At 39.3% G+C, this 14,752-nt stretch carries 17 protein-coding genes; 6 read left to right on the forward strand and 11 right to left on the reverse strand.

Annotation, left to right across the window (positions count from 1 at the left end; genetic code table 11):
• The first annotated feature begins 42 nt into the window (after nt 1–42).
• The 3 genes from lysA (at nt 43) to IAG46_RS05775 (ending at nt 2,290) form a co-directional block, all read left to right on the forward strand.
• Nucleotides 43–1,281, forward strand: coding sequence for a diaminopimelate decarboxylase (lysA, locus tag IAG46_RS05765; RefSeq protein ID WP_190809358.1), 1,239 nt, complete (start codon nt 43–45; stop codon nt 1,279–1,281).
• Between the two features lies 1 nt (nt 1,282).
• Nucleotides 1,283–1,696 (forward strand): DUF3995 domain-containing protein, encoded by a 414-nt coding sequence (locus IAG46_RS05770; RefSeq protein WP_190809359.1) that lies wholly within the window; start codon nt 1,283–1,285, stop codon nt 1,694–1,696.
• 69 nt (nt 1,697–1,765) lie between these two features.
• The gene (locus IAG46_RS05775) at nt 1,766–2,290 is read left to right on the forward strand and encodes a DUF255 domain-containing protein (RefSeq protein WP_190809360.1); all 525 of its coding nucleotides are present in this window, start codon (nt 1,766–1,768) and stop codon (nt 2,288–2,290) included.
• Nucleotides 2,291–2,292: 2 nt separating this feature from the next.
• On the opposite strand, the gene guaB is transcribed toward IAG46_RS05775, so the two are convergent.
• Nucleotides 2,293–3,765 carry an IMP dehydrogenase gene (gene guaB / locus IAG46_RS05780; protein WP_190809361.1) on the reverse strand — a complete coding sequence of 491 codons (1,473 nt, stop codon included), beginning with the start codon at nt 3,763–3,765 and terminating at the stop codon, nt 2,293–2,295.
• A gap of 138 nt (nt 3,766–3,903) precedes the next feature.
• Here guaB and IAG46_RS05785 point away from each other — a divergent pair, with 138 nt between their 5' ends.
• The gene (locus IAG46_RS05785; protein ID WP_190809362.1) at nt 3,904–4,254 is read left to right on the forward strand and encodes a DUF6686 family protein; all 351 of its coding nucleotides are present in this window, start codon (nt 3,904–3,906) and stop codon (nt 4,252–4,254) included.
• A 4-nt stretch (nt 4,255–4,258) separates the two neighbouring features.
• On the opposite strand, the gene IAG46_RS05790 is transcribed toward IAG46_RS05785, so the two are convergent.
• From IAG46_RS05790 to IAG46_RS05815, 6 genes are all read right to left on the reverse strand, one after another.
• Complete coding sequence (locus tag IAG46_RS05790) at nt 4,259–4,750, reverse strand: hypothetical protein (RefSeq protein WP_190809363.1); 492 nt, start codon at nt 4,748–4,750, stop codon at nt 4,259–4,261.
• Nucleotides 4,750–5,280 (reverse strand): FMN-binding protein, encoded by a 531-nt coding sequence (locus tag IAG46_RS05795; protein ID WP_190809364.1) that lies wholly within the window; start codon nt 5,278–5,280, stop codon nt 4,750–4,752. The genes IAG46_RS05790 and IAG46_RS05795 overlap by 1 nt, the downstream gene beginning before the upstream one ends.
• Nucleotides 5,281–5,362: 82 nt before the next feature.
• A complete protein-coding gene (locus IAG46_RS05800) occupies nt 5,363–6,541 on the reverse strand; it encodes a hypothetical protein (RefSeq protein WP_190809365.1) in 1,179 nt (392 codons plus the stop codon).
• A gap of 152 nt (nt 6,542–6,693) precedes the next feature.
• A complete protein-coding gene (locus IAG46_RS05805) occupies nt 6,694–7,557 on the reverse strand; it encodes a hydroxymethylglutaryl-CoA lyase (RefSeq protein WP_190809366.1) in 864 nt (287 codons plus the stop codon).
• A gap of 239 nt (nt 7,558–7,796) precedes the next feature.
• On the reverse strand, nt 7,797–8,834 hold the full coding sequence (locus IAG46_RS05810) for a quinone-dependent dihydroorotate dehydrogenase (RefSeq protein WP_190809367.1): 1,038 nt from the start codon (nt 8,832–8,834) through the stop codon (nt 7,797–7,799).
• A gap of 54 nt (nt 8,835–8,888) precedes the next feature.
• Nucleotides 8,889–9,278: a hypothetical protein gene (locus tag IAG46_RS05815; RefSeq protein ID WP_190809368.1), complete on the reverse strand. Its 390-nt coding sequence runs from the start codon at nt 9,276–9,278 to the stop codon at nt 8,889–8,891.
• A gap of 126 nt (nt 9,279–9,404) precedes the next feature.
• Between IAG46_RS05815 and pepT the strand changes: the two genes are divergently transcribed.
• Complete coding sequence (pepT, locus tag IAG46_RS05820) at nt 9,405–10,634, forward strand: peptidase T (RefSeq protein WP_190809369.1); 1,230 nt, start codon at nt 9,405–9,407, stop codon at nt 10,632–10,634.
• 1 nt (nt 10,635) lies between these two features.
• Nucleotides 10,636–11,229, forward strand: coding sequence for a YdeI family protein (locus IAG46_RS05825; RefSeq protein ID WP_190809370.1), 594 nt, complete (start codon nt 10,636–10,638; stop codon nt 11,227–11,229).
• Between the two features lie 202 nt (nt 11,230–11,431).
• Here IAG46_RS05825 and IAG46_RS05830 read toward each other — a convergent pair whose 3' ends face one another.
• The 4 genes from IAG46_RS05830 to nusB form a co-directional block, all read right to left on the reverse strand.
• Nucleotides 11,432–12,781 (reverse strand): Gfo/Idh/MocA family protein, encoded by a 1,350-nt coding sequence (locus IAG46_RS05830; RefSeq protein WP_190809371.1) that lies wholly within the window; start codon nt 12,779–12,781, stop codon nt 11,432–11,434.
• A 104-nt stretch (nt 12,782–12,885) separates the two neighbouring features.
• Nucleotides 12,886–13,173: a preprotein translocase subunit YajC gene (yajC, locus tag IAG46_RS05835; protein WP_190809372.1), complete on the reverse strand. Its 288-nt coding sequence runs from the start codon at nt 13,171–13,173 to the stop codon at nt 12,886–12,888.
• Nucleotides 13,174–13,187: 14 nt separating this feature from the next.
• Nucleotides 13,188–13,670, reverse strand: a complete 483-nt coding sequence (locus IAG46_RS05840) for a DUF1573 domain-containing protein (protein WP_190809373.1) — start codon at nt 13,668–13,670, stop codon at nt 13,188–13,190.
• Nucleotides 13,671–13,707: 37 nt separating this feature from the next.
• The gene (nusB, locus tag IAG46_RS05845) at nt 13,708–14,655 is read right to left on the reverse strand and encodes a transcription antitermination factor NusB (RefSeq protein ID WP_190809374.1); all 948 of its coding nucleotides are present in this window, start codon (nt 14,653–14,655) and stop codon (nt 13,708–13,710) included.
• Between the last annotated feature and the right edge of the window lie 97 nt (nt 14,656–14,752).

Genomic DNA, 14,752 nt, shown 5'->3' on the forward strand with positions numbered 1-14,752 from the left:
CTTGCTAGCAAAGTTTAGATTTGCTTGAAACAAAGATAGCATATGAACTCCCAAAATTTATTGAAGCTCGCCACCCAATTCGGCGCCCCACTATATGTCTATGATGCTGAAAAGATTTCCTCTCAATTTCAGCGATTGACCAAAGCTTTTTCCGGCGTAGGTAGTCTTAGGTTGAACTATGCTGCGAAAGCACTGTCCAATATTTCCATTTTGAGACTGATGAACAGTTTGGGAAGTGGGTTGGACACCGTTTCGATTCAAGAAGTTAAACTTGGGCTTATGGCAGGCTTTAAACCTGAATCAATAATCTTTACACCCAATGGTGTTAGCCTTGAGGAAATTGAGGAAGCATCCGCACTTGGGGTACAAATCAATATTGACAATCTTTCTGTTTTGGAGCAATTTGGGAGTAAACACCCCGATGTGCCTGTTTGCATCCGAATTAATCCTCATGTAATGGCAGGCGGAAATTCCAAAATTTCGGTAGGACATATCGATTCCAAGTTCGGAATCAGTATTCACCAGATTCCACATTTGTTGCGGATAGTAGATCTCACTAAAATGAATATCAACGGCATCCATATGCATACAGGAAGTGATATTTTGGATATTGACGTGTTTCTTTATGCTTCTGAAATCTTGTTTGAAACGGCGAAGAATTTCAAAAATCTTGAATTCATTGATTTTGGAAGTGGATTTAAAGTGCCTTACAAAACCGGGGATATTGAAACCAATGTTGAGGAATTGGGCAACAAACTGACCAGTAGGTTCAATGAGTTCTGCAAAGAATATGGCAGAGAACTGACCCTGGCCTTTGAACCTGGAAAATTTCTCGTGAGCGAGGCAGGACATTTTTTGGCAAAAGTCAATGTGGTAAAACAAACCACTTCCACCGTTTTTGCAAGCGTGGATTCCGGTTTCAACCATTTAATTCGTCCAATGCTTTATGGATCTTCCCATGAAATTGTCAATTTATCAAATCCTAAAGGAAAGGAGCGTTATTATTCGGTTGTTGGTTATATTTGTGAGACGGATACCTTCGGTAACAACCGTAGAATCAATGAGATTTCTGAAGGTGATATCCTTTGTTTTAAAAATGCCGGCGCTTACTGTTTTACCATGTCCAGTAATTACAACTCTAGATATCGGCCTGCAGAGGTACTTTGGAACAAAGGAAAAGCCCATCTTATCCGTGAAAGGGAAACTTTTGATGATATCCTCAGAAATCAAGTTGACGTAAAGGACTTGTTTAAAAAACCAAAAGCAGCTACCGTAAAATAGCATGGATGTATTGGCCATATTGATTTCAATTGTTCTGATTATTTTGGCCATACTTCATTTTTTTTGGGCATTATTTGGCATCAAAGAGCCCGGAGCTGTAGTTCCAACCGCACTTGGAAGCAATCAGGTAAAAACTCCAAATAAGATTATGGCCGCACTGGTAGGAGTTATTTTGCTTGGATTTGCTTTTGTGTTCATCAATAAGATCATCAATTATGTTGCTTTTGGATGGTTGCGATATGTTTCTATAGGTATAGGCATCATTTTTATTGTCCGCGCCTTCGGTGATTTTAAGTATGTAGGCTTTTTCAAAACCGCCAAGAACAGTAAATTTTCTGCTCTTGATACGCGGTATTACTCGCCATTGTGCTTGCTTATGGGCATTCTTGTCTTAATTCTGGAACTGTTAAACTGAACACTATTTTGGCATAATTTTCGTTAGTTTTGTATTAGTCCCCAGACTAAACCCTCAAAATAAGGAACGATGCGAGCAGTTTTTACCTACTTAACCCAGATCAGTCTATTTCTATTGCTTTTTGTTGGATTCCAGTCCCATGCACAAAATGTACAATGGCTCAGTTGGAACGAAGCGGTAGAGTTATCCCAAACCGATGCGAATCCTAAAAAGATATTTGTTGATGTATATACCGACTGGTGCGGATGGTGCAAAAAAATGGACAAGGATACGTTTCAAAAACCAGAAGTGGCCAAATATATGCAGGACAATTTTTATATGGTGAAATTGGATGCTGAAGGTAAAGACCCTATTGAATTCAAAGGAAACACTTTTAAATTTGTCCCTTCGGGAAGAAGAGGTTATCATGAATTTGCTGCGGCACTCCTCCAGGGAAAAATGAGCTATCCAACGGTTGTGTTCCTTGATGAAAAATTGAATATGCTATCTCCAGTTCCTGGATATCAAAAGGCAAAACCTTTTTTACAGATTGCCAGATATTTTGGTGACGACATCTACAAAGACAAAGATTGGCAAGCCTACGCCGGTAAATAACATTATCTACTATAATTTGGACTCTCTTTTGTGATGGTCACATCGTGCGGATGGCTTTCGTTGATACCGCTTGCGGTAATCTTTACAAATTTACCTGACTCTTTTAAGGTTTCAATGTCTTTTGCTCCGCAATAACCCATTCCAGCACGTATTCCACCAATAAATTGATGAATACTTTCATACAATTCGCCTTTATAGGGGACACGACCAACAATTCCTTCGGGAACCAACTTCTTAATGTCATCTTCCACATCTTGAAAATAACGATCCTTACTACCTTCCCTCATAGCTTCAACAGAGCCCATACCACGGTAGGATTTGAACTTTCGTCCTTCATAAATAATGGTTTCTCCAGGAGATTCTTTGGTTCCCGCTAATAAGGAACCCAACATCACCGTATCGGCACCGGCAGCAATGGCTTTCGGAATATCTCCGGTATAACGGATTCCTCCATCCGCGATAACTGGAACTCCACTCCCCTTTATGGCCGCTGCAACTTCCAACACAGCTGAAAATTGCGGAAATCCAACACCTGCTACCACACGCGTTGTACAAATAGATCCCGGACCTATTCCAACCTTAACGGCATCAGCACCAGCGTCCACCAAATATTTTGCTGCTTCTCCAGTTGCGATGTTACCAACAATAACTTCCAATTCGGGAAAGTTCTTTTTAACTTCTTTGAGCACTCCGACAACACCTTGGGTATGCCCATGAGCGGTATCAATTACGATTGCATCCACCCCAGCATTTACCAAGGCCCCGGCTCTATCCACGGCGTCTGGTGTGACTCCGATGGCAGCAGCGACCCGCAGTCGACCGTATTGGTCTTTGTTGGCGATGGGCTTTTGGGTCAGTTTGGTGATATCCCTAAATGTGATAAGCCCAACCAACTCGTCATTTGCATTAACCACAGGAAGTTTTTCTATTTTGTTCTCTTGCAAGATTACTTCGGCCTGTTCCAAAGATGTTCCCTCGCCTACCGTGACCAAATTTTCTGAGGTCATGACTTCACTAATAGGTCGGCTATTGTTCTTTTCGAACCTTAAATCACGATTGGTAACAATTCCAATCAATTTTTTATCACCATTAACTATTGGAATTCCGCCAATGCTATGCTCTTTCATATTAGCCTTGGCATCCTTTACCAAAGCATCTTGTGGAAGTGTTACGGGATCCATGATCATGCCACTTTCTGCACGTTTCACCTTCCTCACCTTCAATGCCTGTTGATCAATACTCATGTTTTTGTGCAAAACACCAATACCACCTTCGCGAGCCATAGCTATGGCCATTTGCGATTCGGTAACGGTGTCCATAGCAGCCGAAACAATGGGCACATTGATAGTGATGTTTCTGGTAAATTTTGTTTGAATATTGACTTCTCGGGGTAGTACTTCGGAAAATGCCGGCACAAGTAGGACGTCATCATAAGTTAGTCCTTCGCCAACAATTTTATTTAGGTGGGCTTCCATTGCAATTACGGATTAATTGCGTGCAAATATACCACTTTTAATTCAAGTGGAAGTGGGTTGGGTTTTTAGATTGTTTTTAATTTATTTTTATTTAGACTTATTATAAATAATGAATATATTTACTTAAAACTTTAGCCTATGTGTGAGTCTCAAAAAATTCTTGGCCAAACAAAAAATGGAACATTGACGTTTTGCAATAAAAGCAAGCTTTTTCAATTGATCTACAACAATTTGTGCTTTGAACTTTACGAATGGGAGCTCGACTCTTTTAAATCCTATATTTCCCAACTTGACATTTCATATTGGGAAAACGAATTCAGAAATTGGATTCATGAACGTAAAATACCTATTTCCGTAGGTCAAAAGCATTTTATTATCCTCGTAAGTAAACGGGAGATTTTAGAAATCAAGCAATTATTATCAATACATCAGGAACCCGTAGAGTTTCTGGAATATGCTGATATCAATTATACGTTTATTGAAAATTAGGTACTCAATTTCGCCCTTTTACACATTGTAAAAAGACCAGAAGTGCAGCGAACGTGAAAGTCAATGTCATTAAAGTACCTGAAAAAATTACAACGTATTTCATCCAAAAAACTCCACTCCACATCAAATATATACCTCCAAAGGTCAGCAGTACAGATAGAAAAGGTTCAATAGTCAAAAACAGCTTCCAGTTTTTGGGAAATTTAGTAATCCACACCAATCCTCCCAACAAGAAAAAAATAAAGGACATAGACAATATGTGTGTATGAACTATGGTGAGCATTTCGCGCGGTCCCTTTTCGAATTTCATTACTGCTACGCTTTCATCTTCTTCATTGCCCAGATAGTTTTCTTCCAACCCCGACGGAGTCATGGATTCTGTTTGCCCAACAAATAGTAGGCCTGAAAAAAAACCAATGGAAAGTATAATTACAAATACCGCGATAAAAAGTCGAATTTCTTTGGGAAAAGTAGCCAAGAGACCGTTATACATCATTATAATTGCCCTTTTTCCTGAAGGATGCCAATGGTCTGCAAAAGATTATCCATAGATTTTGTCATGGAGCGCACCGAAATGGTAGCTCCAGAAATTGCATCTATATTGGTCTCATGGTTTACTCTATCAGCACCCGTCTTACCAATAAATTGTTTGAGCCATCTTTTACTTCCTATTTCACCACCATATTCCTCTCGGTAAATCAAAACCTTGGAGTTCACTACTTTCAAATCACTATCAAACACCACCAAATAATCAAATTTGGCTGTCTTGCTCGGTGCTTGACCCACAAATGCATAGCCTAAAATGGAATCTTGAAGGTCAATTTTATATAGGTTATCACCTGAAATCTTAGTCGGTAGTGCTGTATTCAATTCGTTGGCAACCATGATAGCGGTCATATCAAAGTTGGATACTTCAAAAGTTTTTTGAACTTCTTTAATGACCTTTTTATGTACACCTTTCGGGATACTAAATCCGAAGAAAAGTAACAATATGAAAAGCAAAGCAAATGGTTTGACCAATTTCATGCCCCAAATATATTAATTTAGACTTATTATGAATAAAAATAAGCTTAATAATCTTTCAACATCACCAAAAAAAAAGGTGTGGTTAAAACCACACCCCTATTCCAAAATTAAGTCGGTCGGTGACATCGTCACCATCCAAAGCATTGCTCCTGAATTGATAATCTCCCTTTATTACCACTCCCGGGGCAATATGATAGGTAAGACCAGTGGTTACATCTGTGCGATCGTATGCTTCATTATCAACTAAAGTTCCATCCGTATTGGCATGGGTATCATACTTTTCGTAGCGTGCAAAGGCAAACAGTTTTTGTCTTTTGTTTGTTGGAAGTAGGTTATATGCCCCCTCTACATACCATCCTTGCAGGGCACTTCCCAAATCTCGTCCTGTTAAATTATTATATGCCTCTGTATCTGACAATGAGGCGTGAATAAATTGTCCACGAGCTGTAAAGCGTTGGTAGGCATACCTCGCATCCAAACCGAACATTGCCATTCCAATATCGGAACCGTCAAACTGTTCTACATCATCTGTCGCCTGGGTACGCCCAAGGTAGGTCGAAAATCCAAGTCTCAAACCGCGTATTCCATAGTAATCCAATTTAGTGGCCAAGTTTGGGCTATCTATTGTTGACTGAATTCCTTTTTGTCTTCCACTACGTAATCCGTTTGAACCTTTTAAGATTCCCGTGACACCACCTTCACCATCCGCTTCGGCAGATTTGAACCCGTTGAACAAATAAGCTTGGTAACCCAATGAAATGGAATTGAATCTACCGGTTACCCCTACTCCAAGCTCTCTCCAGGTTGTAGGAACTATTACATTGTCTACCGCTGGTCTTTCAGTTCCATTAAACGTTGTAGGTTCATGAAATTCGTTCACAATTCCCATAGGAACCAACATTAAACCACCGCGTACATTAAAATTTGGAGCTGCATTATAGTTGATGAAAGCTTGTTCTACAAAAACCTCTTCTACATGCTCAAATTCGATTTCGGTAACAAACTGGGTGCGATCATCAAATCGATATCCAAAAAGAAGTACCAAGCGTTGTACATCCAACTCTCCATTTTGACCTTCCGGTTGATTGTACAACATCTCACCATAAGCCCCAACCGTGACGGCGGATGCATAATTTCCAGAAAGTAGTCGTTGTGCTGCGTTGATTTGTTTTTGCGGGTTCAATGTGATGGAATCGGTTTGGGTCTGTGCAAAAATTGGTGCTGAAAATAGTACTGCTAAAAGGAGAATATAATACCTCATTTGTTTAAAAATTATTATTTAGATTGATTTTAAATAAGTTGATGGGAGCAAATATATTTCGCTCTTCGTAATAGACCAAATTTATTTAGACTTAATTTAAATAAAGATTAAAATTTAACATTAAGATCCTTCTTTGGGACTCAAGGCAAGAATTAGTGATATACCGAAAAGAGCTCGGTAGCCTTGTTGTAAGCAGCTTCAAAAACCATCCAATTTACACCGGAGTCAGCTTTTTCGGCTGTGAGGTATGACAGCATTTTTTCCGTGGGCATATTACCTGTGAGTTCATCTTTGGCCATGGGACACCCTCCAAACCCTTGCACTGCTCCATCAAATCGTCTACATCCAGCCTTATAGGCTGCATCTATTTTTTCATGCCATTTGGTTGGTGTCGTATGCAGATGAGCACCAAACTCAATATCCGGAAATTTAGGAATCAAGTTGGAAAACAAATAGTTGATAACTTCAGGGGTAGAGCTTCCAATGGTATCGGAAAGCGACAGTATTTTGGTTCCCATTGCCGCCAGTTTTTCGGTCCATTCCCCTACAATTTCCACGTTCCATGGATCTCCGTACGGGTTACCAAATCCCATGGAGATGTACGTTACCACTTCCTTATTGTTTGCATTGGCAATCTCCAAAATACTTTTCAATGTATCCACAGATTGGGCAATGGTCTTGTGGGTATTCCTCATTTGGAAATTTTCAGAAATAGAAAACGGATAGCCCAAATAATCAATTACCTCGTGCTGGGATGCGTCACTCGCCCCCCTAGAATTGGCCACTATTGCCAAAAGTTTGCTTTTAGTCTTTGAAAGGTCGAGCTGTTCCAAAACTTTAGCGGTATCCACCATTTGCGGAATGGCCTTCGGAGATACAAAAGAGCCAAAATCAATGGTATCAAACCCACAACCCAAAAGCGATTGTATATACTTCACCTTTTCCGTTGTGGGGATAAAGGCTTTTATGCCTTGCATGGCATCCCGTGGACATTCTATAAGCTTTACCTCTGCCATAGTCTACGTAAAATTACCATTATTTATTCGATACAATCAAATAGATGGTTATTCCCTTTAAACCAAAATCTGCTCTCATTTCAAGTAAAACAAAGTTTTGGATTTCTCAATATATAGTCAGAAATAGCCCCGACCAATAACATGAAAATTCCAAAATAGATATCACTTCGTTTAATTATTTCAGAAATAGAGGTAAAACTAAGCCGTCACAAGAGAGTCAGCATTGCACTTATATTGGCTCAAATACGATTTAAAATTGCCTGATTTATACTTTTGACCAAGGCTGGACCTTCATAAACAAAACCAGTATATAGTTGAATCAAATCTGCGCCTGCATCCAACTTTTCGAGAGCATCTTCAGGTGAATGTATCCCTCCTACTCCAATAATTGGAAAAGCTTTGTTACTTTTTTCGGCCAGGAATCGAATTACTTCGGTACTTCTGCTAGTCAATGGTTTTCCGCTCAGCCCACCTTTTTCTTCGGTCAAAATCATGTGCGACTTCAACCCTTTCCTTGAAATGGTCGTGTTAGTGGCAATAATTCCATCAATTTCAGTGTCTTTGACAATTAAAATAATATCCATTAACTGATCGTCGCTTAAATCTGGAGCTATTTTTAAAAGAATTGGTTTTTCTTTTTGATTGGTTTTTTTTGTTTGTTTGGCATTTTGTCTTTTTAGTTTCTTCAGCAAATTGGTCAGTGGTTCTTTATCCTGAAGTTCTCGTAATCCAGGAGTATTTGGAGAACTGACATTGACAACAAAATAATCTACATGATCAAAAAGCGTCTCAAAACAAATGAGGTAATCCTTTATTGCGTTCTTATTCGCTGTAACCTTGTTTTTGCCAATATTACCGCCGATCAAAACCCGATGATCTTTTTTTAATTGTTCGACCGCTTCAAAAACGCCTTTGTTATTGAAACCCATACGGTTGATAATACCTTGGTCATCCAAAAGACGAAACAATCGCTTCTTAGGGTTTCCTTCTTGGGGCTTAGGAGTTAAGGTGCCTATTTCAACAAAACCAAAACCAAAATCGGACAATTCATTGTACAAACACGCATCTTTATCAAAGCCTGCTGCCAAACCAACAGGGTTTTTAAATTTCAGCCCAAAAACCTCCCTTTCCAGTTTAGGATCGTTAACCGCCCATATTTTGCGAAAAAGGCGATTGAATCCAAATTTGGAAAGCGTCCGTATGGCCCAAAAAGAAAAATGGTGTGCAGTCTCAGCATCGAGCAAGAAAAGCAGTGGACGGATAAGGAGCTTGTACATTTAAAAAATTTTGAACAAAAATATAAACTCTGAATTCACATTGTAAGAAATCGGTTATTTTTCGTTAACTGACCTATCTAAATGTATAGGTTGCAACATCATTTGTCCACAAAGATCCATATAAAGATTGTATTGTTTGTCATTGAAAATGGAAAGTAGCCGTTTATCCAGCATTCTCACATTCTGCTTCATACTATCTAAAAGACTTCGATACTTATAGGATATGGAAAGTAAATCTTCGGGAGAGCTTTGGGCGTTGCGTTTAAGAATAAATTTGGCTTGGTCCTTTAAAAGTTCATTCCTGATTTTTAGCTCAGCGCTCCAGTTCTTCAGTTTTTCCAATTGTAGCTCGTTGAGTTGAAAAACTTCGGCTATGGAATCATCATTTCCTCCCCCTATTCCCAATGCACATTCTTTTTGGGCAGAGCAGAAAATGCCTGACATCAATATGAAGCAAAAAAAAGCCTTTCTCAATTTGGTTGGTATTCAGAAACGGGAAGATAGCTTTTAGGGCACTTTTTTTCTTAAAATCACGATTGAATAAACATTATTTTTGATGAAATGCACGATATGGAAAAATTGTTACCCCGATTTCTTGAATATGTAACGGTCGACACCCAAAGTGATCCCCATTCACAATCTACGCCCAGTACAGAAAAACAATGGAATCTTGCTAAAAAATTGGTAATGGAACTGCATCAGATTGGAATGCAGGAAGTTTCTATTGATGAGCATGCATATATCATGGCCACCCTGCCGAGCAACCTAGAAAAACATGTTCCGGTCATAGGATTTATTTCTCATTTTGATACCACGCCTGATTTTAGTGGAAAAAATGTCAAGCCGAATATTGTAAAGGATTATGATGGAAATGATATCATCCTTAATAAAAAGAAAAACATAGTGCTTTCACCGGATTACTTTGATGATCTTTTGCAATACAAAGGCCAAACATTGGTCACTACGGATGGTACTACCCTTTTAGGCGCGGATGATAAGGCTGGGATTGCTGAAATTATCACTGCTATGGAATATTTGGTAAACCATCCTGAAATCAAGCACGGAAAAATTAGAATTGCGTTTACTCCTGATGAGGAAATAGGTCGTGGAGCCCACAAGTTCGATGTGGAAAAGTTTGGTGCCGATTGGGCCTATACTATCGACGGCAGTCAAGTCGGTGAATTGGAGTTTGAGAATTTCAATGCTGCCAGTGCCAAAATAACCATTGCTGGAAAAAGTGTACATCCGGGATACGCAAAAGGAAAAATGGTGAACGCGATAGGCATTTCAAATGAATTTTTGAGTCTACTTCCCTTAAGGGAAGTTCCGGAACACACCACAGATAGGGAAGGCTTTTTTCATGTGCAGAAAACAAGTGGTGAGATTGAGAAAGCAGAAATTGAGCTGATCATCCGGGATCATGATATGGAACATTTCGAAGCGCGTAAAGCGTTGCTGCAAGACATAACAAATAAGCTTTCCAAAAAATATGGCGATTGCATTGAACTACAGATTGAAGATCAATACCGGAACATGCGGGAAAAAGTGGAACCGGTCTTCCATATTGTGGAAATTGCAAAAGAAGCCATGGAGTCTTTGGGAATAGAACCCATAATTAAACCCATACGAGGTGGCACCGATGGATCCCAACTTAGTTTTATGGGACTGCCTTGTCCCAATATTTTTGCCGGAGGGCATAACTTTCATGGAAAATATGAATATGTTCCTGTTGAAAGCATGGAAAAGGCCGTACAAGTCATTGTGAAAATCTGTGAGCTTACCGCAGTTCAAATAAAATAACATGGAAAAAGTAGAAAAAACTGAAGCGTATTACCAAACAGAGCACCGTTTCAAGGAAGAAATTATCGTGTTAAGAAAACTAGCTTTGCAAACCGATTGCGTTGAAGATTATAAATGGAATATACCAGTGTACACCATAAATGGTAAAAATGTATTTGGCATCTGTAGATTTAAAAATCATTTTGGGGTCTGGTTCTTCAACGGTTCTTTTCTAAGTGATTCAAAAAAAGTGCTCAGGAACGCTCAAGAAGGGAAGACCAAAAGCATGCGACAATGGAAATTTGAATCCATGGAAGCAATTGATTCCAAACAAGTGCTCAACTATATGAATGAGGCCATTGAAAATCAAAAAAAGGGGCTTTCCATTGCCCCGGAAAAATCTTCAAAGGAATTGCAAGTGCCAGCATTGTTAAGGCAAGCTTTAACAAAAGACGCTACTATTAAAACTGCATTTGAAACGCTCTCTCCATATAAGCAAAAAGAATTCTGCGAATATATTATGGAGGCCAAACAAGAAAAGACCAAAGCTAGAAGATTGGAAAAAATTCTACCCATGATTGCAAAAGGAATTGGGCTGAATGATGCTTACCGTTAGGCGGTTATAGAAAGCTCTTTTCCCAAAGGGAAGGGACTGTTTTCATGTTCGTGAATTCGTATTACGTATCCATCAATTCGAGTTGGCTTTTTAGTTGGAAATTTCCGAACTTCACTTGCCTGTGCTGAACTTGATTCAGTATCGTTGGAAATAAATCATTAAAACAGATTCATATCCTTTTAGATAAGTGTAATTACTTTTCTTATCCCATTTTTGGTAGCTTCCACCCATTATGGTATGTAGTGCTTAGCAGCAAATCTGCTTCGCTATTGTTAAAGCTTGACTTTTTGTTATCCCAAAACAACCGCTCTCCTGTTTTAAAAGCAATATTGCCCATATGGCAGACCTTGGCTGCATCGTATCCAACTTTTATAGGGGCTCTTAATATGGTTTTGTCTCGTTGTTTTACAGCTTCAACAAAGTTGGCTGTGTGCAAGTCCAATCCATTTCCTGTATTGGGTTGCAATGGCACGGGTTCAATTTTGGGTCCAAGATCCTCGCTCCAATTTGGACGGTTTTTTTCCGGGATTACCTCCCAGCCTCCTCGATCTAACACCAAAGTGCCATTGTTGCCGATAAAAGCAATCCCATGGTTTCGTCCATAATTGCCACCATCAATACCGGTTGCATGTTCCCATAACAGTGAAAAATCATCAAATTCATAAACGGTTTGCAAAGTATCCGGAGTTTCCGAAGCATCATCAGGATAAGCGAATTTTCCACCTAATGCCATAACAGATTTAGGGGTCGAGGCTTTCATACCATACAGGGCATAATCAACAAGGTGCACGCCCCAATCCGTCATCAATCCACCGGCATAATCCCAAAACCATCTAAAATTAAAGTGAAATCTATTTTGATTGAATGGACGATTTTGTGCGGGTCCAAGCCACATTTTATAATCCACTCCGTTTGGAACGGCACTATTGGGAACTACAGGCACGGGTTTCATCCACCCTTGAAATGCCCAGGCTTTGGCCATCCGTATTTTACCAAGCTTGCCAGAATGCACATAATTTATGGCATCCACAAAGTGGGGTTGGCTGCGCTGCCATTGCCCAATCTGAACCATTCTGTCGCTCGAATTGACACGGTTCAGCATTAGATCACACTCAGCTATGGAGTTGGCAATTGGTTTTTCGCAATACACATCCTTACCGGCTTCAATAGCATCGATTAATTGAAGGCAATGCCAGTGATCTGGTGTGCCGATAATCACAATATCCAAATCCCTGTTTTTTAGCAGTTTTCTGTAATCGCCGTACAACTTGGGTTTTTTAAGCCCTGCTTTTTCCAAATCTACAGTGCGTTGCCTGAGTACGTTTTCATCTACATCGCAAAGGCCCAAAACATTTACCTCAGACATTTTTAGCATGGAAGTCAGGTTAGCAAAGCCCATTCCTTTGCAACCAATCAGGCCCACATTGATTCGATCATTGGCCCCAACTGGTTTTCGAATAGTGGCCAAAAGATCCATCGGAAATAAGGTCGAGGCTGCCATTCCTCCCACAAACAAGGCATTTCTTTTGATAAAATTTCTTCGGTTTTCCATGATAAAAATTGATGTTCAACAAGTTATCACTTTTTTATCGTTTTCAATCCGAAACAAAAAAAGCACCCTAAAAGGGTGCTCTTTCATCTAATATAGAATCTTGTTTATTTTTTTACTGGAGCTGCCATTTTTTTGCTCATCTCCATGGATATGGCAGAACGGTCAAATTTAAGGCGACCTGCCATAGTTTCAATGACACAAGAAAAATCTTTGTCATTCAATTCAACTATCTTTCCATGAAGTCCACTTTTGGTGATTATTCGATCACCTTTTTTGAGCTCCGCAGTAAATTTTTTTTCATCCTTCTGACGTTTCATCTGTGGGCGAATCATAAAAAAATACGCTACCACAAAAATCAATATCAGTGGGAAAAACTGTCCGAGGTTTTCCATTTAAACTTTAACTCTTATTTAACAGGACCAGCTTGCTGACCTCCGTTTTTGGGGTTAACAAACGCTTTAATTCTTAACAATTCTGTTCCCTTTTCCGTGTTGGCGGTAACAGTTATTGTTTTGGTTACCTGATTTTGTCCAGTACCATTAAATTTCACCAAAAGTTCACCGGTATCACCTGGTGCAATCGGAGTATTTTTTGGGTAATCTGGAACGGTACAGCCACAGCTACTTTTGGCATCGGTAATGATCAACGGTGCACTACCTGTGTTTGTAAATTTAAACACGGTTTCCTGCGGTGTTCCTTGGGTTATGGTGCCGAAATCGTGCTCAGATTTTTCAAAATTCATGACAGGAAGTTGCTTTTGCGCTTCATCCCTATCTGTAGCATTTTCAACGTTGTCTGCAACTATTTTGTTCGAGGCCTTGTCTTTGCAGGATACGCCAACCAGCGTAACTGCCATAATCAAACTTAAAATTGTTGTTATTCTCTTCATGATAAAATAAATTTTTCCAAAAATAAAGAAATATTGTTTATTGAAGACCCCTTCCAATTTTTTGTAATCTTCCAGTTGACTTATATTCTTTTGCCAATTTATCCAAAACTCCGTTTACAAAAATGCTGCTCTTCGGGGTTGAATATTCCTTGGCTATTTCCAAGTATTCGTTCAAAGTAACCCGCTCAGGAATAGAAGAAAAATTAAGTAATTCGCAAATGGCCATTTTTAATATTATGGAATCTATCTCCGCAATACGATCGTTGTCCCAGTTGGGCGTTTTCCCCTCAATTTCCTCTTCCCATTGGGCATCGTTCAGCAAAGTTTTGGACAAAAGGTCATTGGCAAACTCCATATCTTGCTGGTCTTTGAGTAAAGACGGCAAAAAGAACTTCTCATCGGAAGTATCTTTTGCCTTTCGGAGTCTTTTAACCAAAAAAGTGTTAACTATTGGAACGTCATCAACCCAGGTGAGTTTATCATCTTCAAAGTACTCATAGATCTTATCATTGGGAGCAATGATATCTTTGTACAATTGAAGCACCACTTCCTTGTCGTTTTCATAACCCGTTTTTCCATTGGACATGTACGCTTTGTAAATATCGCTTGCCACCACTTCTTTGTGGATGATTTTAACGTACTCCTCGTTTAGGTACCAATTGTTAAGCTTTCTTTTGGAAATTTCTTTTTGGAGCAATTGGTTGCTTGAAATTTGAACCAATAGTTTATTGTTCACAAATTTCTTCGGGTCGGGAAAGTTATCTTCTTCAGTTGCAACGTATTTTTTGGAAGCATGCTTCGCATGCTTATCGGCAAGTTGGTGCAATTCGGACAGCAGACTTAAAACTAGCAGATAGAGCACATACATATTCTCTATACTGACTTTTAGAAACTTCTGTTGTTTTTCCAAAGAATCATCCTTGGACTGGACCAATGCATAAATGCATTGCATCACTTTTACTCTGATATGCCTTCTGGTAAGCATTTTTAAAGAACTTTTAAAGTCAATGATTGGCTTTCACTGCGCAAAAGTAATCTTATATTTCAATCCTACCTACCAAAGTTGCTTTCTTATCAGTTTT

It is taken from the genome of Flagellimonas sp. S3867 (assembly GCF_014698935.1).
Lineage (GTDB): Bacteria > Bacteroidota > Bacteroidia > Flavobacteriales > Flavobacteriaceae > Flagellimonas.